This window comes from Stakelama pacifica, assembly GCF_004361835.1.
Taxonomy (GTDB): Bacteria; Pseudomonadota; Alphaproteobacteria; order Sphingomonadales; family Sphingomonadaceae; genus Sphingomonas; species Sphingomonas pacifica.
Genome location: NZ_SNWD01000009.1, coordinates 33,158 through 51,835, shown reverse-complemented (window position 1 = coordinate 51,835; position 18,678 = coordinate 33,158). Strand labels below are relative to the sequence as shown.

Annotated in this window: 24 protein-coding genes; 15 read left to right on the top strand and 9 right to left on the bottom strand. The window is 63.1% G+C overall.

From position 1 onward, the window contains the following. The 4 genes from arsC to aroQ are packed head-to-tail and all read right to left on the bottom strand — an operon-like array spanning window position 1 to window position 2,656. Window positions 1-345 (bottom strand): arsenate reductase (glutaredoxin), encoded by a 345-nt coding sequence (gene arsC / locus EV664_RS12910; protein WP_133496140.1) that lies wholly within the window; start codon window positions 343-345, stop codon window positions 1-3. Next, window positions 342-1,697, bottom strand: a complete 1,356-nt coding sequence (accC, locus tag EV664_RS12905) for an acetyl-CoA carboxylase biotin carboxylase subunit (protein WP_133496139.1) — start codon at window positions 1,695-1,697, stop codon at window positions 342-344. Before accC ends, arsC begins: the two co-directional genes overlap by 4 nt. Before the next feature lie 3 nt (window positions 1,698-1,700). After that, window positions 1,701-2,189 carry an acetyl-CoA carboxylase biotin carboxyl carrier protein gene (gene accB / locus EV664_RS12900; protein ID WP_133496138.1) on the bottom strand — a complete coding sequence of 163 codons (489 nt, stop codon included), beginning with the start codon at window positions 2,187-2,189 and terminating at the stop codon, window positions 1,701-1,703. 32 nt (window positions 2,190-2,221) lie between these two features. Then, window positions 2,222-2,656 (bottom strand): type II 3-dehydroquinate dehydratase, encoded by a 435-nt coding sequence (aroQ, locus tag EV664_RS12895; protein ID WP_133496137.1) that lies wholly within the window; start codon window positions 2,654-2,656, stop codon window positions 2,222-2,224. 165 nt (window positions 2,657-2,821) lie between these two features. Between aroQ and thiS the strand changes: the two genes are divergently transcribed. Both thiS and EV664_RS12885 read left to right on the top strand, forming a co-directional pair. Next, entirely contained in the window at window positions 2,822-3,826 is a 1,005-nt protein-coding gene (gene thiS, locus EV664_RS12890) for a sulfur carrier protein ThiS (protein WP_133496258.1), read from the top strand. 142 nt (window positions 3,827-3,968) lie between these two features. Further along, complete coding sequence (locus tag EV664_RS12885; protein WP_133496136.1) at window positions 3,969-4,139, top strand: CsbD family protein; 171 nt, start codon at window positions 3,969-3,971, stop codon at window positions 4,137-4,139. Between the two features lie 74 nt (window positions 4,140-4,213). On the opposite strand, the gene EV664_RS12880 is transcribed toward EV664_RS12885, so the two are convergent. Further along, the gene (locus EV664_RS12880) at window positions 4,214-5,878 is read right to left on the bottom strand and encodes a thiamine pyrophosphate-binding protein (RefSeq protein WP_133496135.1); all 1,665 of its coding nucleotides are present in this window, start codon (window positions 5,876-5,878) and stop codon (window positions 4,214-4,216) included. Window positions 5,879-5,960: 82 nt separating this feature from the next. On the opposite strand from EV664_RS12880, the gene EV664_RS12875 reads away from it, so the two are divergent. The 8 genes from EV664_RS12875 to EV664_RS12840 all read left to right on the top strand — a co-directional run bounded on the left by EV664_RS12875 (window position 5,961) and on the right by EV664_RS12840 (window position 12,179). Then, a complete protein-coding gene (locus tag EV664_RS12875) occupies window positions 5,961-6,644 on the top strand; it encodes an HAD-IA family hydrolase (RefSeq protein WP_133496134.1) in 684 nt (227 codons plus the stop codon). Window positions 6,645-6,709: 65 nt separating this feature from the next. Beyond that, complete coding sequence (locus EV664_RS12870; RefSeq protein WP_133496133.1) at window positions 6,710-7,417, top strand: CoA transferase subunit A; 708 nt, start codon at window positions 6,710-6,712, stop codon at window positions 7,415-7,417. 50 nt (window positions 7,418-7,467) lie between these two features. Next, window positions 7,468-8,307: an HAD family acid phosphatase gene (locus EV664_RS12865; RefSeq protein ID WP_133496257.1), complete on the top strand. Its 840-nt coding sequence runs from the start codon at window positions 7,468-7,470 to the stop codon at window positions 8,305-8,307. Next, window positions 8,304-8,621: a DUF5076 domain-containing protein gene (locus EV664_RS12860; RefSeq protein WP_133496132.1), complete on the top strand. Its 318-nt coding sequence runs from the start codon at window positions 8,304-8,306 to the stop codon at window positions 8,619-8,621. The genes EV664_RS12865 and EV664_RS12860 overlap by 4 nt, the downstream gene beginning before the upstream one ends. Then, window positions 8,621-9,262, top strand: coding sequence for a CoA transferase subunit B (locus EV664_RS12855; protein ID WP_133496131.1), 642 nt, complete (start codon window positions 8,621-8,623; stop codon window positions 9,260-9,262). Before EV664_RS12860 ends, EV664_RS12855 begins: the two co-directional genes overlap by 1 nt. After that, window positions 9,262-9,636 carry a hypothetical protein gene (locus EV664_RS12850; protein WP_211338509.1) on the top strand — a complete coding sequence of 125 codons (375 nt, stop codon included), beginning with the start codon at window positions 9,262-9,264 and terminating at the stop codon, window positions 9,634-9,636. The genes EV664_RS12855 and EV664_RS12850 overlap by 1 nt, the downstream gene beginning before the upstream one ends. Continuing rightward, on the top strand, window positions 9,633-10,547 hold the full coding sequence (locus tag EV664_RS12845) for an alpha/beta hydrolase (protein WP_133496130.1): 915 nt from the start codon (window positions 9,633-9,635) through the stop codon (window positions 10,545-10,547). Before EV664_RS12850 ends, EV664_RS12845 begins: the two co-directional genes overlap by 4 nt. Window positions 10,548-10,691: 144 nt before the next feature. Then, the gene (locus tag EV664_RS12840; RefSeq protein ID WP_133496255.1) at window positions 10,692-12,179 is read left to right on the top strand and encodes a SulP family inorganic anion transporter; all 1,488 of its coding nucleotides are present in this window, start codon (window positions 10,692-10,694) and stop codon (window positions 12,177-12,179) included. Window positions 12,180-12,203: 24 nt separating this feature from the next. On the opposite strand, the gene EV664_RS12835 is transcribed toward EV664_RS12840, so the two are convergent. Continuing rightward, a complete protein-coding gene (locus tag EV664_RS12835; protein ID WP_133496129.1) occupies window positions 12,204-13,082 on the bottom strand; it encodes an aldo/keto reductase family oxidoreductase in 879 nt (292 codons plus the stop codon). A 98-nt stretch (window positions 13,083-13,180) separates the two neighbouring features. Between EV664_RS12835 and EV664_RS12830 the strand changes: the two genes are divergently transcribed. From EV664_RS12830 to EV664_RS12815, 5 genes are read left to right on the top strand one after another with little or no spacing between them, the layout of a single operon-like run. After that, window positions 13,181-14,104: a LysR family transcriptional regulator gene (locus EV664_RS12830; protein WP_133496128.1), complete on the top strand. Its 924-nt coding sequence runs from the start codon at window positions 13,181-13,183 to the stop codon at window positions 14,102-14,104. Between the two features lie 58 nt (window positions 14,105-14,162). Then, window positions 14,163-15,599: a 3-isopropylmalate dehydratase large subunit gene (leuC, locus tag EV664_RS12825; protein WP_133496127.1), complete on the top strand. Its 1,437-nt coding sequence runs from the start codon at window positions 14,163-14,165 to the stop codon at window positions 15,597-15,599. 4 nt (window positions 15,600-15,603) lie between these two features. Further along, window positions 15,604-15,747 carry a hypothetical protein gene (locus EV664_RS19275; protein WP_162848849.1) on the top strand — a complete coding sequence of 48 codons (144 nt, stop codon included), beginning with the start codon at window positions 15,604-15,606 and terminating at the stop codon, window positions 15,745-15,747. Between the two features lie 46 nt (window positions 15,748-15,793). After that, window positions 15,794-16,405, top strand: coding sequence for a 3-isopropylmalate dehydratase small subunit (gene leuD, locus EV664_RS12820; protein ID WP_133496126.1), 612 nt, complete (start codon window positions 15,794-15,796; stop codon window positions 16,403-16,405). Next, window positions 16,386-17,387 carry an NADPH:quinone oxidoreductase family protein gene (locus EV664_RS12815; protein WP_188656431.1) on the top strand — a complete coding sequence of 334 codons (1,002 nt, stop codon included), beginning with the start codon at window positions 16,386-16,388 and terminating at the stop codon, window positions 17,385-17,387. Before leuD ends, EV664_RS12815 begins: the two co-directional genes overlap by 20 nt. A 348-nt stretch (window positions 17,388-17,735) precedes the next feature. On the opposite strand, the gene grxD is transcribed toward EV664_RS12815, so the two are convergent. From grxD to EV664_RS12800, 3 genes are read right to left on the bottom strand one after another with little or no spacing between them, the layout of a single operon-like run. Further along, a complete protein-coding gene (grxD, locus tag EV664_RS12810; protein WP_133496125.1) occupies window positions 17,736-18,068 on the bottom strand; it encodes a Grx4 family monothiol glutaredoxin in 333 nt (110 codons plus the stop codon). 4 nt (window positions 18,069-18,072) lie between these two features. Then, window positions 18,073-18,312 carry a BolA/IbaG family iron-sulfur metabolism protein gene (locus tag EV664_RS12805; RefSeq protein WP_133496124.1) on the bottom strand — a complete coding sequence of 80 codons (240 nt, stop codon included), beginning with the start codon at window positions 18,310-18,312 and terminating at the stop codon, window positions 18,073-18,075. A gap of 3 nt (window positions 18,313-18,315) precedes the next feature. Next, window positions 18,316-18,639, bottom strand: a complete 324-nt coding sequence (locus tag EV664_RS12800; RefSeq protein ID WP_133496123.1) for a DUF1476 domain-containing protein — start codon at window positions 18,637-18,639, stop codon at window positions 18,316-18,318. Between the last annotated feature and the right edge of the window lie 39 nt (window positions 18,640-18,678).

Genomic DNA, 18,678 nt, shown 5'->3' with positions numbered 1-18,678 from the left:
TTACAGGATTTCCAGGACTTTTTCCGGCGGGCGGCCCAGCACGACGCCCTTTTCGGTCTCGACCAGCGGGCGCTCGATCAGGATCGGATGCTCCGCCATCGCGTCCAGGATTTCGCCCTCGCTCGCCTGTGCGAGGCCCAGCTCCTTCGCCTTTGCCTCAACGCTGCGCAGCCCCTCACGCGCGGTCATGCCTGCGCGCTTATAGAGCTTGGCGAGCGTTTCGCGGCTGGGCGGCGTTTCGAGATAGCGCACGATATCGACCTCGACGCCGCCGCGCTCCTCCAGCAACTTCAACGCTTCGCGCGATTTCGAACAGCGCGGATTGTGCCAGATCGTCGCCTTCATTCGGGCGTCTCCCGCGCCAGCCATTCCTCAAGCCATTTGATCGTATAATCGCCCTTCTGGAATTCAGGGTCGTCGAGCAGCGCCTGATGCAGCGGGATCGTCGTCTTGACCCCCTCGACCACGAATTCCTCCAGCGCGCGGCGCAGGCGCATCAGCGCGCCTTCGCGAGTGCGGCCATAGACGATCAGCTTGGCGATCATGCTGTCATAATAAGGGGGGATGCGATACCCGGCGTACAGCCCGCTATCGACGCGGACATGCATGCCGCCCGGCTGATGGAAATAAGTGACCTTGCCCGGCGAGGGCGTGAAGGTGCGCGGGTCTTCGGCATTGATCCGGCATTCGATCGCATGGCCGCGAAATTCCAAATCCTCCTGACGCACCGACAGGCCATGGCCTTCGGCAACGCGAATCTGTTCGCGCACCAGATCGAGGCCGGTAATCGCCTCGGTCACCGGATGTTCGACCTGCAGCCGGGTATTCATCTCGATGAAGTAGAATTCGCCGTTTTCCCACAGGAATTCGATCGTGCCCGCGCCGCGATAGCCCATATCGGCCATCGCGTTCGCGACAATTCCGCCCATCCGCGCGCGCTCTTCGGGCGTGATGACGGGGGACGGGGCTTCTTCGAGTACCTTCTGATGGCGGCGCTGAAGCGAGCAGTCGCGCTCGCCCAGATGGATGGCATTGCCGTTGCCGTCGCCGAATATCTGAAATTCGATATGGCGCGGATTGCCGAGATATTTTTCCATATAGACGGTGTCGTCGCCGAACGCCGCCTTTGCCTCGCTGCCTGCCTGACGCATCAGCGTTTCGAGCTGGTCCTCGCCCGGCACTACCTTCATGCCGCGACCGCCGCCGCCCGATGCGGCCTTTATCAGCACCGGATAGCCGATGTCGCGGGCAAGCTGTTTGGCTTCTTCGACATCATGAATCGCGCCGTCCGATCCCGGCACGAGCGGCAGGCCCAGCTTGCCCGCAGTACGCTTCGCCTCGACCTTGTCGCCCATGATGCGGATATGTTCGGGCTTCGGGCCGACGAACAGGATATTGTGCAGCTCGACAATCTCGGCGAATTTCGCGTTTTCGCTTAAGAAACCATAGCCTGGATGAATCGCGTCCGCCCCCGACACCTCGGCGGCCGAGATGATGTTGGGGATGTTGAGATAGCTTTCGGCAGCCGAAGGCGGGCCGATACAGATGGCTTCGTCGGCCAGCCGCACATGCATCGCATCGGCATCGGCGGTCGAATGGACCGCGACGGTACGAATGCCCATTTCATGGCATGCACGATGGATGCGAAGCGCGATTTCCCCGCGATTGGCGATCAGCAGCTTTTCGATTTTAGCCATTGCTTACTCGACGATGACCAGCGGCTGATCGAATTCGACCGGCTGACCGTTTTCGACCAGTACCGATTTAACCGTGCCCGAAGAGGGCGCAGCGATCGGGTTCATCACCTTCATCGCCTCGACGATCAGCAGCGTATCGCCTGCCTGAACCTGCTGGCCCGGCGCGATGAACGGCTTGGCCCCCGGTTCGGCGGCCAGATAGGCAGTGCCGACCATGGGCGAGCGCACCGCATTGGCATCGTTTTCCGCCGACGGCCCTGCATTGTCCACGGTGGGCGCGGCGGCGGCGGGAGCAGGTGCGGCCTGCTGCATCGGCGGCGGCGCGTAGTTTACCGCAGCGGGGCTTGCCGCCTTGCGCGCGACGCGGACGCGGCGATCGCCGTCCTCGACCTCGATTTCGGTAAGCTGGGTATCGTCCAGCACGGCGGCCAGCTGACGCACCAGATCGATATCAACCGCAATTGCACCGGAGTGCTTCTTATCTTCGCTCATGAACCCCTCGTAATACGAAGCGTGGCCCTGTGTCAGAGACTGGCAGCCGCTTCAAGCGCCAGAAGGTAGGAAAGCGCGCCGAAGCCCGCGATGGTTCCGCGCGCGGCACGACCGACAAAGCTCGTATGACGAAATTCTTCGCGGGCGTGCGGGTTGGATAAGTGCACCTCAATCACCGGAGTCGTGATGCCTTTTACCGCATCGTGCAGCGCGACCGATGTATGGGTCAGCCCGCCGGGATTAAGGATGACTGCCTTTGCGCGGCGCGACTGCGCCTCGTGCAGCCAGTCGATCAGATGCCCTTCGTGATTCGACTGACGCAGATCAATCTCCAGATCCAGCTCGCTCGCCCGGTCCTGCATCCGCCCGCCGATATCGTCGAGCGTGTCGGTGCCATAGATTTCCGGCTCGCGAAGCCCCAGCAGGTTGAGGTTGGGACCGTTGAGGACAAAGATCGTTTGCGCCAAAGGGCAGCCTTTCGGTTGCGAGGCGCTGTCCGCGCCCCTAAATCGCGGCTGTTCTTACCCGCTGGTGTCGAGCGAAGTCGAGACACCTGTTGCATGCGGGCACCAAAAGCCAGATTCGCCACGCTTCTCGAAATCGCGCTCGAAGCGAACGGCACAGGGAAAACAATGCACAAGGACGGCACCGTATCGATCCGGATCAATGGCGAACATCGCCGGGTAAAGGCGGGGCACAGCATCGCCGAGCTGGCGAGCGAGCTTGGCTTCGTTCCCGAAAAGATCGCGGTCGAACGCAATCTGGAGGTCGTGCCGCGTTCGACGCTGGGCGAGGTGAAGGTTGAGGATGGCGATGAGCTGGAGATCGTGCATTTCGTCGGCGGCGGCGATCATCAGCCGGTCGGCGCGGACGATAGCTGGACGGTCGCTGGTCGCACCTTCCGTTCGCGGCTGATCGTCGGCACCGGCAAGTACAAGGATTTCGAACAGAACGCCGCCGCGGTCGAGGCGGCAGGCGCGGAGATCGTCACGGTGGCGGTCCGCCGGGTGAACGTGTCGGACCCCAATGCGCCGATGCTGACCGATTATATCGATCCCAAAAAGATCACCTATCTTCCCAATACCGCTGGCTGCTTCACTGCGGATGAGGCGGTCCGTACGCTGCGGCTGGCGCGCGAGGCGGGCGGCTGGGACCTCGTCAAGCTGGAGGTGCTGGGCGAAGCGAAGACGCTCTATCCCGATATGCGCGAGACGCTGAAGGCCACTGAGACGCTGGTGGCCGAAGGGTTCAAGCCGATGGTGTATTGCACCGACGATCCGATCGCTGCGAAACAGCTGGAAGAGGCGGGCGCAGTGGCGATCATGCCGCTGGGCGCGCCGATCGGTTCGGGGCTGGGTATCCAGAATCGGGTGACGATCCGCCTGATCGTCGAGGGTGCGAACGTGCCAGTGCTGGTCGATGCCGGTGTTGGCACCGCTTCGGACGCCGGGATCGCGATGGAGCTTGGCTGCGACGGCGTGTTGATGAACACCGCGATTGCCGAAGCGAAAGACCCGGTAATGATGGCGCGCGCGATGCGGCTTGCGGTGGAAAGCGGGCGACTCGCCTATCGCGCCGGGCGGATGGGGAAACGCCGCTATGCCGATCCGTCGAGCCCGCTATCAGGGCTGATCTGATCGCGGTGAAGCGTGGCCCGATGCGACGAGCCGAAAGCATGGCGCGGAACGCGATGCGATTGTCGCACGTTGTTGGGGAAGATTGAAAGATCAACGGCTTGCAAGCGATTGCAGCCGAAATCATTCCCGAAGGAGACGTGTGATGGGTGAACTTACCGATAAGATCAAAGGCAATGTCAACGAAGCCGTCGGCAAGGTTAAGCAGCAGTCCGACAATCCTGAGACGCGCGAAGAAGGCGCGGCGCAGGAAGGCAAGGGCAAGGCCCAGCAGTTTGCGGGCAAGGTCAAGGGCGCACTTGGCGACGACGTCTGACCATTGCCGATAGCTGAGCGGCGCTTACCCCCCCCTTAGCGCCGCAAAGGAATCCGCCGTACCGGTCCCGCTATTCAGGCGGGACGGTGCGAGCGGATTTTTTCTATGGTGGTCGCCGGATTGATGACGGCGATATCGGTCCGGCAATGGATCATCCGAATGCCGGAGCGCTCCAGCGCCTCATGGAGCGCAGGCGCGAACTGATCGGTCTGCTCGATCGTCACGGCCCATCCGCCATAAGCACGGGCGAGAGCGGCGAAATCGGGATTGGCGAGCGTCGTCCCGCTGATCCGCTCAGGATATTCGCGCTCCTGATGCATGCGAATCGTGCCATAACCGCCATTATCGACCAGAATGATGAGCAGGTCAGCGCCATGCTGCGCCGCTGTTGCCAGTTCCTGACCGTTCATCAGGAAATCGCCGTCCCCGGCAAGCGCTACGGCAGTCTTTTTGGGGCGGCGTAGCGCTGCGGCGACGGCTGCGGGCACGCCATAGCCCATCGCACCGGCCGTCGGCGCCAATTGCGTGCCTAGATGGCCATAGCGCCAATATCGGTGCCACCAGGATGAGAAATTGCCCGCGCCGTTGCAGATGATCGTGTCGTCGGCCGCCATCCGCTCGCGCATCGCGGCGACGCATTGCCCCAGATCGAGCGCCACGCCCTCGCGAGACTGCGGCGTGGACCAATCGCGCCACTCCGCATTTGCTGCCTGCCCGGCGGGATGCGGCTGGTGGGGCGGGGTCACGGCGGCAATTGCTGCGCCGAATTCGGCCATGCTCGCCGCGATCGCCATATCGGTGCGATAGACATGGTCAAGCTCGCCCGCATCGGGATGGATATGGACCAGCGTCTGGCCCGGATGATCGGGCGTGATCAGCGTATAGCCGTCGGTCGTCGCTTCGCCCAGCCGGGCACCCACCGCAAGGATCAGATCCGCTTGCTTCACGCGCTCGACCAGTTTCGGATTGGGACCATAGCCGAGATTGCCGGCCCAGACCGGCGATGTGTTCGAAATCGCGTCCTGCCGCCGAAACGCGCCCGCGACCGGCAGGCCCCAGCTGCGCGCGAACGCATCGAACGCCTCGCCGCTCGCCGCATCCCAGCCTGCGCCGCCGACAATCGCGATCGGTCGCTCCGCCGTGCGCAGCAGGTCGAGCATGGGGGTCAGCGCATCGGGCGACAGGCTGCGCTCGACCGGCGAGAGGCGGGGACGGTCGGTCGCCTCGACCGTGTCGGTCAGCATGTCTTCGGGCAGCGCGATCACGACGGGGCCGGGCCGTCCGCTGGTCGCCACCCGCCAGGCGCGCGCAATATATTCGGGGATTCGCGCGGCATCCTCGATGCGCGTCGCCCATTTGGCGAGCGGTGCGAACATCGCCGGGAAATCGACCTCCTGAAAGCCTTCGCGGTCGCGCATCGACCGGTCGACATCGCCGATGAACAAGATCATCGGGATCGAATCCTGCATTGCGACATGCACGCCGATACTCGCATTGGTCGCGCCGGGGCCGCGCGTCACGAAACAGATTCCCGGCTTGCCGGTCAGCGCCCCGTCGGCGCACGCCATGAACGCTGCACCCCCCTCCTGACGACAAGTGACAAGATCGATAGCGGGAATATCGTGCAGCGCGTCGAGCACCGCGAGAAAGCTCTCGCCCGGCACATGGAAAATCCTGTCGCAGCCCTGCGCCAGAAGATTGTCGGTAAGGATGCGTCCGCCGCTGCGTTTCATGGTCATAGCGAAAGGTCTACCCGCTCATGAGCGACCGCGCAAAGGGCGATGCTTGCCATTCTGATCCATCCCGGCGAAGCTTTTCGCCATGACGCGCGATACGGTGATTTTCGATTTCGGCGGGGTACTTACCAGCTCTCCGTTCGAAGCGTTCAACCGCATGGAGGCGGAACGCGGATTGCCGCACGATTTTGTCCGTCGGGTGAACAGCGCGAACCCCGACGACAATGCATGGGCGCGGTTCGAACGATCCGAGATCGACGCTGCGGCCTTTGACCTGGCGTTTCGCGCCGAAGCGCTCGCTATGGGGCACGATCTTGCCGGGCGCGAGGTGCTCGCGCGGCTGGTGGGCGATATCCGGCCGGAAATGGTGGCGGCGCTCGACCAGCTGACACAACTCGGCTTCCGCATCGCATGCATCACCAACAATGTCCGGTCTGGCAAGGGCGCGCAAATGTCGCGCAGCGCCGATCATGCGGACGAGATCGCCGCGATCCTTTCCCGGTTCGAAACGGTGGTGGAAAGCAGCCGCGAGGGGGTGCGAAAGCCCGATCCGGCTATCTATCGCATCGCCTGCGACCGGCTGGGCGTGCCGCCCGACCGCTGCGTCTATCTCGACGATCTCGGGGTGAACTGCAAACCGGCCGCCGCGCTTGGCATGGCAGCGATCAAGGTCGTCTCGGCGGTGCAGGCGCTGGCCGATCTGGAAGCGGCGCTCGGCCTGTCTCAGGGCATGCTCACCTCCAGGTTGAAACCCGGTTCAGCTCCTTGACCCTATATGGCGTCGGCGCGTAATCGCTGCCCTGAACCAAATCAGATTTGCGGAGATTCGATGCCATGAAGAAGCTCTATTCGGATGCGGCGGCGGCGCTCGACGGCCTTCTTTTCGACGGCATGACGATCTGCGCGGGCGGGTTCGGGCTGTGCGGCATCCCCGAGCGGCTGATCGACGCGATTCAGGCAGCCGGAACCAAGGACCTGACGATCGCCAGCAACAATGCAGGCATCGACAATGAAGGGCTGGGCAAGCTGCTTCGTTCGAAACAGGTCAAGAAGATGATCTCCTCTTATGTGGGGGAGAATAAGGAATTCGAACGGCAATTCCTGTCGGGCGAGCTTGAGGTCGAATTTTGCCCGCAAGGGACGCTGGCCGAGCGCTGCCGCGCGGGCGGCGCGGGCATTCCCGGTTTCTATACCAAAACCGGCGTCGGAACGCAGATCGCCGAGGGTAAGGAAGTCAAACAGTTCGACGGCGAGGATTATATTCTCGAACGCGGCATCGTCGCCGATATCGCGATCGTGAAGGGCTGGAAGGCCGATGAAGCGGGCAATCTGCTGTTCCGCAAAACGGCGCGCAACTTCAACCTGCCGATGGCCACGGCGGGCAAGGTCTGCATCGCGGAAGTCGAGGAAGTGGTGCCGACCGGCAGCCTCGATCCCGATCAGATTCACCTGCCGAGCATCTATGTGAACCGCATGATCATCGGCGCGCCCTATGACAAGAAGATCGAGTTCCGCACCGTGCGTGAGCGCGAAGCGGCGTGAAACCTGCGTTGACGGTTTGCACCGGCGCGCTGTTGCTTGCCGGATGCACGATGGCGGGGCAGGCACCGGTGTCCAGTGCCGCCGCGCCGCACGCGGCGACGGTGCCCGCCGGGATGCAGTTCCTTTATGGTTCGGGCGAGGCGTCGGCGCTGTCGCAGCAGGCGTATGCCGGTCTCACCGATTATGTGCTCGACACCGCCGCCCGCCATGCGAGCGGACAGCCGGTTCGTTCGGCAGTACTCGCGCCCGATGCGACGCTCGCTGCACCGAAATGGCGTGAATGCGCGCCGGGACAGCCCGCGGCGATCGTGCTCGATGTCGACGAAACGACGGTGCTCAATCTCGGCTTCGAATCGGATGCTGCTGCCGGCAACGCGTATAGCAGCGAGCGCTGGGACGACTGGGAGCGCACCGGCGGTGACGAGGTCGCGCCCGTCCCCGGCGTCGCCGAGGCGCTGAAAAGCGCCCGCGCGCACGGCGTGACGGTGATTTTCAACACCAACCGATCGGCCGGGAATGCGCGTGCGACCGAGGCGATGCTCGACCGGGCGGGGCTGGGACCTGCGGTGCCGGGCGAAACGCTGTTTACGAAAGCGGAGGGCGAACACGGCAAGGATGGTCGCCGCAGGGCGATCGCGGCGCGCTATTGCGTGATCGCGATGGCAGGCGATCAGCTCGGCGATTTCACCGATTTGTTCGATTCGCCCGCGCTTTCGGTGCCTGCGCGCCGCGCGGCGGTATCGTCGGCTGCTTTCGCGCCGCTTTGGGGGCATGGCTGGTTCGTGCTGCCCAATCCGGTCTACGGAGCGGCGCTGAAGGGCGGGATGGACGATGTGTTCCCGGCGGAAAAACGCTGGTCGCCGCCCTTGGACAGGGGCACCGCGCCATGAGCGAGACGGAACATCCCGGTGCAATCTCACTGGAAGACGGCGACGCGCTTGGCCCCGAAGCTGCCGAGCTGATCCGTGCCTGGATCAATGACGAAGGCCTGGCAAGCGTATGGATCGCGGCATATCGCCTCAAAGATCCGAATATATTCGGGCATTTCCTGGCTGACGTCGCGCGGCACGGCGCACGGGCCTACGCCTCGACCTACGACATGGACGAAGGCGAAGCGTTGCAGGCGATCGTTGATGGCATTTCTCAACAGCTTCGCGACCAATTTTCCACGATTACCACCATACAGGATGGGAGCCTCAACTGATGCCCTGGACCAGAGACGAAATGGCGGCGCGCGCCGCGAAGGAGCTGGAGGACGGCTTTTACGTCAATCTCGGCATCGGTATCCCGACGCTGGTGGCGAACCATATTCCCGATGGCGTCGATGTGACGCTGCAATCCGAAAACGGAATGCTGGGCATCGGCCCGTTCCCGTTTGAGGGTGAGGAAGACCCCGACCTGATCAATGCGGGCAAGCAGACGGTCAGCGAACTCGATCGCACCGTCTATTTCGACAGCGCAACCAGCTTCGCGATGATCCGCGGCGGACATATCGACCTTGCCGTGCTCGGCGCGATGGAAGTCGCCGAAAATGGTGACATCGCCAACTGGATGATCCCCGGCAAGATGATCAAGGGCATGGGCGGCGCGATGGATCTGGTCGCGGGCGTCAAGAAGATCATCGTCGTGATGGAGCACACCTCCAAACATGGCGATCCGAAATTCATCCCCGAATGCACGCTGCCGCTGACCGGTAAGAACGTCGTCGACATGATCATCACCGATCTGTGCGTGTTCCAGCGGCCCGACCATGACAGCGATTTCAAGCTGATCGAACTCGCCGACGGCGTTACGGCCGAGGAAGTAGCTGAAAAAACTACCGCGAAATATGAGGTCGCGCTGTAATGACGATTGCGGGGAACGCCATCCGGCTGGTCTGGTCGGCGGCGTTCCTTGGCGGGGCGTTCAACCATGCGCGTCAGATTCTGGCGGGCGGGTGGATGCCCTACAGCTTCGCCCCGGCTGCGCTGAACCTGTTCTGGACCTTGTTGCTGCCGATCGACCTGCTGGTCGTCGCGCTTTTGTGGTGGAAGGTGCGGGCGGGCGCGGTGCTGGGGCTTGTTGTGATGGTCGCGGATGTGGCGATCAATAGCGGCTTTGTTCAGGCCGCGGCGTCCGCGGATTTTCCCACTGCGCTGTTCTTGCAGACATTGTTTCTGGGCTTTGTGCTGGGTTCGATCGCGATCCTGCTGGGCGGACAAGCGAAATTCGTGGGTTGAGCAGGCGGACATCCTTTCTGGCGATCAGCATCGCGGCGCTGCTCGCCGCCTGCTCGCCGCCCAAGCTGCTCAGCACGCTCGACAGCGTCAGCGGCGGCGGCGCGGGCACGAAAGAGGCCGTGTCGGGCGCCCCGTTCGGCTCGCATGGGCAGAAGCTGGATGTGTGGGTGCCGAAGAATGGCGGGACCCGACCCAAGCCGGTGGTCGTGTTCTTCTATGGCGGCGGCTGGGTAAAGGGCACGCGGCAGGGCTATGCCTTTGCGGGCCGCGCCTTTGCGTCGAAAGGCTTTGTCACCGTCGTCCCCGATTATCGCAAAGTGCCCGATGTCCGCTTCCCCGCTTTTGTCGAGGATGGCGCGCAGGCGATGAAATGGGTCGAGGACCATATCGTCGAATATGGCGGCGACCCGAATCGCGTCGCGATCGTTGGCCATTCGGCGGGCGCCTATAGCGTCGCGATGCTCGCGCTCGACCGGGAGTTCCTCGCAAAAGCGGGCGTCGCCCCCGGTTTCGTCAAGGCGGGCGTCGGGCTTTCGGGGCCGTATGATTTCCTGCCCCTGACCGACAAGCGCGCGGTCGATGCGCTGGGCAACTGGCCCGACCCGAAGGCGACGCAGCCGATCAGCTATGCGCGCGACGATGCGCCGCCGATGCTGCTGATAACCTCGACCAAGGACGAAGTGGTCAAGCCGCGCAACGCGGTGGCGCTTGCCAAACGCTTGCGCGAACTGGGCGCGCCGGTCGCGTTTCGCGAATATACGGGCCTCACTCACGAAAATGTCGCGATGGCGCTGTCCAAGCCGTTTCGCGGCAAAGCGCCGGTTCTGGCCGATACGGTAGCGTTTATCGACAAGGCGCTGGCGGAGAAGCGCAACGAAGCGCAGCCAGCCGCGTCACGCCCGCAGGGTTGATCGCATCGCCGCTTGGCGGTAGGGGCACCCCCGCGCGCCCTTTGTATGTTGCAGCGCAGCAATCCGAACCCTGATCGATAGCGTGCCGGTGTGGCGCGCGCTCGTTCGCCAGACGAGGAACGCCCGGCCATGGCCGATGTACGCATGTCATTCGCATCCAATGTCCGCCGCGACTGGCTGGAAAATCCGGGGCGAGAGTTTCTGTCCGGCCTGATGGTGGCGCTTGCGCTGATCCCCGAAGCGATCGGCTTTTCGATCGTCGCCGGGGTCGATCCCAGTGTCGGCCTGTACGCCAGCTTCTCGATCGCGTGCATCATTGCGATCTTTGGCGGGCGTCCCGGCATGATCTCTGCCGCGACCGCTGCGGTGGCGGTGCTGGTCGGGCCGCTGGTGCGCGAACATGGCGTCGAATATCTGTTCGCCGCGACGATCCTGATGGGCGGGTTTCAGGTGATCGCCGGGCTGCTCCGGCTCAATCTGCTGATGCGTTTCGTATCGCGTTCGGTGATTACCGGCTTCGTCAATGCGCTCGCCATTTTGATCTTCATGGCGCAGTTGCCTCAACTGATCGGCGTGCCGTGGATGACCTATGTGCTCGTCGCAGTGACGCTGGCGGTGATTTACGGCTTTCCACGCATTACCACGGCGGTGCCCGCGCCTCTGGTCGCGGTGGTGCTGGTCGCCGCTTATACGATGCTGACCGGAACGCAGGTGAACACGGTAGGCGATATGGGCGATCTGCCCTCGACGCTTCCGGTCTTCCACCTTCCCGCCGTCCCCTTCACCTGGGACACGCTGAGGATCATTGCGCCCTATGCGCTGGGCATGGCGGCGGTCGGCTTGCTGGAAACCATGCTCACCGCTGCGATCGTCGATGACATGACCGAAACCCGGTCGGACAAGCGCCGCGAATGTATGGGGCAGGGCGTCGCCAATTTCGTAACAGGCTTTCTCAGCGCGATGGGCGGCTGCGCGATGATCGGTCAGTCGGTCATCAATATCAGCTCGGGCGGACGCCGCAGGCTTTCGACCTTCGTTGCGGGCGCCATGCTGCTGGTGCTGATGGTCGCGCTCGGCCCGCTGGTCGCGCGCGTGCCGATGCCCGCGCTGGTCGGCGTGATGATCTTCGTATCGATCAGTACCTTTCGCTGGCAGAGCTTTTCGGAGCTTCGCCATTTCCCGCTGCCCTCCAGCGCGGTCATGCTGGCGACAGTGGTCACGGTCGTATGGACGCATAATCTGTCGATCGGCGTGTTGGTCGGCGTGCTGCTGTCGGGCATCTTCTTTGCGGGCAAGGTCCGCCGCCTGGTCAATATGACCACGACGCTGTCCCCCGACGGGCGCACGCGCACCTATACGATTGCGGGCCAGATTTTCTTCGCCTCGGTCGATCGCATCGTCGAGGAAGTGGTGTTCCGCGAAGAGAAGGTGAAGCGCGTGGTGGTCGACCTGAGCGACGCGCATTTCTGGGACATTTCGGCGACCGGCGCGCTCGACAAGATGGTGCTTCGCCTGCGCGGCGAGGGCAAGGAGGTCGAGGTAATCGGCCGGAACAAGGCGACGGCGACGCTGATCGACAAATATGGCGGGCATGACAAGCCGTTCGAATCGCTGGGCGTGATGGGGCACTGACAACCTCAGCGCCCCGTCCCGCGATCAGGCGGCTTCGGACCCGATCGAATCGAGTTCGCTGATCGCTTCGTCATCAAGGCGGATGTCCGCCACGGCAAGGTTTTCGCGCAAATGGGTGCGTGACGAGGTGCCGGGGATCAGCAGGATATTGGATGAGCGCTGAAGCAGCCATGCCAGCGCCACCTGCATCGGCGTTGCGCCGACGCGCTTTGCTACCGCATCGAGCCGGTCTGATTGCAGCGGGCTGAACCCGCCGAGCGGGAAGAAGGGGACATAGGCGATCCCCTCCGCAGCCAGCGCGTCGATCAGCGCGTCGTCACCGCGATGGGCGAGATTATACATATTCTGCACGCATATGATCGGCACGATCTTGCGCGCTTCTGCGATTGCATGGGCGGTCGCGTTGCTGATGCCGATATGGCGGATCAGGCCGCGTTCGCGAAGCCGTGCGACGGCGCTTAGCATCGGTTCGACCGGCCCGTCGCTGGCGCTGGCATGATCGTCGCCCATCAGGCGGAGATTGACGACATCCATCGAATCGCGTCCGAGATTGCGAAGATTATCCTCAACCGCGCGCTCCAGCTCGTCCGGGGCCATGGCAGGTAGCCAGTTGCCCGCATCATCGCGGCGCGCGCCGATCTTGGTGACGATGGTCAGGCTGTCGGGATAGGGATGCAGCGCCTTGCGGATGATCTGGTTGGTGATGTGCGGGCCGTAAAAGTCGCTGGTGTCGATATGGTCGACGCCCGCTTCGACCGCCTCGCGCAGAACGGCGATCGCTTCCGCTTCGTCTTTTGGAGGGCCGAATACGCCCGGTCCGGCAAGCTGCATGGCGCCATAGCCGATGCGCTTCACTTCGCGGTCGCCCAGACGGTAGGTTCCGGCAGCAGATAGATTGGTCATGGGATGGCTCCTGTCATTCGGGACAGCGTCTATTTGCGCCTTCCAAAGCCGTCCGATAAGGCGGATGAAGTTGTACGGCCCGTACGGATAATCGAACAATGCGCAGGCTCTCCGATCTTACTGCCTTTGCCGAGGTCGCGCGCGCGGGCGGTTTTCGCGACGCGGCGATCCGCTCGGCTTATTCGGCATCGACTCTGAGCGATGCGGTGCGCCGGCTGGAGGAGCAGCTGGGCGTTCGGCTGCTCAACCGAACGACGCGCAGTGTGACGCTGACCGAAGCGGGCGAACGCCTGCTCGAACGCCTTGAACCCGCGCTGGCGGAGGTCGGTGCCTCGCTCGACGCAGTGAATGCGTTTCGCGACCGCCCGGCCGGTCGGTTGCGGCTGAACGTTCCCGGCGGGGTGGCCCGACTGGTGCTGCCGCATATCCTTCCCGCCTTCAGCGCTGTCTATCCCGATATCCGTATCGAGGTGACGGTGGATGAAAGCTTTGTCGACGTACTCGCCGCCGGATGCGATGCGGGTATCCGATATGATGAGCGGCTGGAGCAGGATATGATCGCATTGCCGATCGGCCCCGCGCGGCAGCGCTTCGCGCTGGGCGCTGCTCCCGCTTATCTCGCCGCGAAAGGCGTGCCAAAGCACCCGAACGACCTGCTGGATCATGCTTGCCTTGAAGGGCGCTTCACCAGCGGGCGCAAGCTGATCTGGGAACTGGAGCGCGATGGTGAGGTCATCCGGCTTGAGCCGAAGGGACCATTGCTAGCGCAAATCGGCGGCGGTACGGAGTTGCTGGTTCAGGCAGCGATCGGAGGGATGGGCGTGGTTGCGCTGTTTGAGGACTGGTTGCAGCCGCATTTCGAAAGCGGCGCGCTGTCCCCCGTACTAACCGACTGGTGGCCGGAATTTTCCGGACCCTTCCTTTATTATCCCGGTCGCCGGAATGTGCCGCCGCCGCTGCGCGCCTTTGTCGATTTTATCAAATCCGATTCGCGCGCTCGCTGGCCCGGACCGCGCAGATAGCGCGCATGAAAATTAGCGTAATGCTTGCGTTGGCGCATCATTCGGCTAGATAGCGCGCATGGCGAGCCGACCTTTAACCCTGTACGAAAAAATCTGGGCCGACCATGTGGTCGAGCGCCGGGACGATGGAACCTGTCTGATCTATATCGACCGGCACCTTGTCCATGAGGTGACGAGTCCGCAAGCATTCGAAGCGCTTCGCAATGCGGGGCGCAGGGTGCGGCGGCCCGATCTCACGCTCGCAGTGCCCGACCATAATCTACCCACTACCGCGCGGGTCGATGCAGACGGCGCGCGGCTGCCGATCGCCGATCCGCAAAGCGCGGGACAGCTCGAAGCGCTGGAGCGCAACACGGCGGAATTCGGCATCGATTATTTCGGTGCGACCGCGCCGCAGCAGGGCATCGTCCATGTGGTCGGGCCGGAACAGGGCTTCACGCTACCGGGCATGACGCTGGTGTGCGGCGACAGCCATACGGCGGCGCACGGCGCGCTGGGCGCGCTCGCCTTCGGCATCGGCACGAGCGAGGTTGAGCATGTGCTCGCGACGCAGACGCTGCTGCTGTCGCCTTCCAGAACGATGGAAGTGCGCGTCGAGGGCAGCCTCGGCTTCGGCGTGAGCGCGAAAGATGTCATCCTGGCGATCATCGGCCGGATCGGCGCGAGCGGCGGTGCAGGCCATGTCATCGAATATACCGGCAGTGTCATTCGCGGCCTGTCGGTCGAGGGGCGGTTGACCGTTTCGAACATGTCGATCGAGGGTGGCGCGCGCGCCGGGCTGATCGCGCCCGACCAGACGACGTTCGACTATATTCGCGGTCGTCCGATGGCGCCGAAGGGCGATGCATGGGCATGGGCGGTCGATTACTGGAAGACGCTGCCGAGCGATCCCGGCGCTGTGTATGACCGCGTGGTGAAGCTCGATGCCACCGACATCGCGCCGTGCGTGACATGGGGCAACAGCCCCGACGATGTCGTGCCGATCACCGGCGCGGTGCCCGATCCCGACAGCTTCACCGATCCGGCAAAGCGCGATGCGGCCTTGCGTGCGCTCGATTATATGGGCCTTACCCCCGGCACCGCGATGCAGGATATCGCGGTCGAGAATATCTTCATCGGAAGCTGCACGAACAGCCGGATCGAGGATCTGCGCGCCGCCGCTGCTGTGCTGAAGGGCCGCCGGATCGCCGACAATATCCGTCAGGCACTGATCGTGCCGGGGTCGGGGCTGGTCAAACGGCAGGCAGAGGCAGAGGGGCTTCACGAAATATTTACCCGATCGGGCTTTGAGTGGCGCGAACCGGGCTGTTCGATGTGCCTTGCCATGAATCCCGACAAAGTTCCGGCGGGGGAACGTTGTGCTTCCACTTCGAACCGGAATTTCGTAGGGCGGCAGGGACCGGGCGCACGGACGCACCTGTTGTCGCCGGCCATGGCGGCAGCGGCGGCCGTGACGGGGCGGTTGAGTGATGTGCGTGACCTGATGGGGGAATGAAACGATGAAACGTGCGCTTACGGCGCTTGTGTGCGGCACCGTGCTGAGCGGGATGGCTGCTGCCTATGCCGCATCGCTGCACAAAACGGGGACGCAGGCCATCATCCCTTCGGCCATGGCGGCGTCGTCCGAAATCGCTCAACGTTAAGGCTGCCGGTCTTTCTGCCCGGCGCATGTGTCACCGGGAGGAATTGATGGAAGCTGTTACCCATGTCGAAGGTCGCGCCTATCCGTGGGGCGCGGAGAATATCGACACCGATATCATCATCCCGGCGCACTGGCTGAAAACCATCACGCGCGAAGGGCTCGGCAAGGGCGCGTTCGAAAGCGTCCGGGCGAAACCCGGCAACGTTTTCGACGATCCGCGCTATGCGGGAGCGCCGATCCTGATCGCAGGCGATAATTTCGGCTGCGGGTCGAGCCGCGAGCATGCCGCTTGGGCGCTGGGCGATATGGGCGTGAAAGCGGTGATCGCCCCGGGCTTTTCCGACATCTTCTCCGGCAATGCGTTCAAGAACGGCATCGTTACCGTCGTCCTGCCGCAGGAGGCGGTCGACCGGCTGATCGAAGTCGCGAAAACTGACGAGATTACGATCGATCTGGAGACGATGACAGTCACGACGCCGTTTCAGGATCGCTTCACCTTCACCCTCGACCCGTTTCGCCGCGAATGCCTGATGCAGGGGCTGGACGAGATCGGCATTACACTGGCAAAAGATACCGCAATTTCGAATTACGAAAATGCGGTCGGACAGTCTCGACCGTGGATCAAGCGGGAGAGCGGTAATGAAGGCATTGCTATCTAAGGCACCGGGCGGACCCGAAACTCTGGAACTGTCGGATCTGCCCGATCCGACGCCGGGCAGGGGCGAATTGCTGATCGATATAAAGGCATGCTCGATCAACTATCCCGATGTGCTGATCATCGAGGATAAATATCAGTTTCGTCCCGAACGCCCTTTCGCGCCGGGCTGCGAGATTTCGGGCGTGGTCGCCGGGGTCGGCGAAGGTGTCACCGACTGGTCGGTCGGCGACCGGATGCTCGCCACGATCGGCCATGGCGGCCTGTCGGAAAAGCTGACGCTCGATGCGCGGCGCGCCTATCGCCTGCCCGACGGGCGCAGTCATGCCGAGGGGGCGGCGCTGCTCCTTACCTATGCGACGACGATCCATGCGCTGCTCGACCGGGGGCATCTGAAGGCGGGCGACAATCTGCTGGTGCTGGGCGCTGCGGGCGGGGTCGGCCTTGCTGCGATCGAGCTTGGCAAAGCCTATGGCGCGCGTGTCGTCGCTGCGGTTTCGTCCGAAGACAAGGCGCGGGCAGCGCGCGAGGCGGGCGCTGACGAAACGCTGATCTATGACCGCGCACCCTTCGACAAGGGCCAGTCAAAGGCGCTTGCGGAGCAGTTCAAGGCAGCGCTGGGACCCGATGGCGCGCAGGTCATCTACGATCCGGTGGGCGGCGATTATGCCGAGCCTGCGCTTCGCTCGATCGGTTGGGAAGGGCGCTATCTGGTCGTCGGATTTCCGGCGGGTATCCCGAAACTGCCGCTGAACCTCACGCTGCTCAAAAGCTGCGATGTGTGCGGTGTGTTCTGGGGCGCGTTCGCGACGCGCGATCCCAAAGCGAATGCATCCCATGTCGAAACGCTGTTCCGCCTGTGGGAGGAGGGCAAGATCGCACCGCGCGTGACCGACACCTTCGCGCTGGCCGAGGGCGGGAAGGCGATCGCGAAAATGGCGGCGCGTCAGGCGATCGGGAAACTGGTCGTCGAAATCGGCGACTGAAGATCGGGCCGGCCGGATCGGGCGCGCGGCTGAACGGGGCAGCGATGGGGGCCATCCGATCTGTCGGTCTGCTTTACAGAAGCGCCGCGCGGTTACCTTCGATTAACGATCGTCTCGCGCGGGAATCTTGCATCTTGCGGTTCTGGCATGGCCGGTGCATAGTTCGGTTTCGTTGAAAGCGTAGATTCGCTTCAAATGGCGGGCGATGGTGGCCTTTTCGGCTTCCCATTGCCCGCCGACCCGATTTCCCCACGGAAAAGCGACAGCAAAAAGGCGCCACGCCGCCGGACGTCGCGCCTCTTGCAGGAAAAAGAGGCGGACAGTGTCCGCCTCGCTGCCGGTCTGCGTTCAGGCGCTTGCCGTCACGCCCTTTTCCTTCATCATTTCGGCCAGTTCGCCGCTTTCGTACATTTCCATCATAATGTCCGAACCGCCGACAAATTCACCCTTCACGTAAAGCTGCGGGATGGTCGGCCAGTCGGAATAGCTTTTGATGCCCTGACGAATTTCCTGATCCTGAAGCACATCGACGCTGTCGAATTCGACGTTCAGATGCTGAAGGATCGCGATTGCGCGGCTGGAAAATCCGCATTGCGGAAAAAGCGGGCTGCCCTTCATGAACAGCACGACATCGCTTTTCTTTACGATATCGCTGATGCGCGTTTCGATAGTCTGGCTCATGAAATCACTCCTGTACGGGCACTGCGGTGGTCAGCTGCAGCGCATGTAGTTCGCCGCCCATCCGGCCGCCCAGGGCGGCATAGACGGCCTGATGCTGCTTCACGCGGGGAAGCCCCCGAAAGCTTTCGGCCTCAACCCGGGCGGCATAATGGTCACCATCGCCGGCAAGGTCGGTAATTTCGACCTTCGCATCCGGAATGCTTTCGCGGATCAGCGTTTCGATCTGTTCGGCTGGCATGGGCATGACTTATTCCGGTCCGATCAGCTGGCGGCGTGCTTCGATGGTGTGCTCGTCCAGCGCCTTGCGGATCGCGGAATCGTCGATATCGATACCCGCCGCGGTCAGGTCGCCCAGCAGCTTGCGAACGACGTCCTCATCGCCCGCCTCTTCGAAATCCGCCTGCACGACCGCCTTGGCATAGGCATCGGTCTCGGCAGGTGTGAGGTTCATTTTCGCGGCAGCCCATTCGCCGACCAGCCGGTTGCGGCGTGCGGTGATGCGGAACGCCATCTCTTCGTCGCGGGCGAACTTCGCCTCAAATGCGCGTTCACGATCATCGAAAGTCGTCATGGACGTTCCCATTCCCCAAATTTGTTGCCCGTCGCAGAT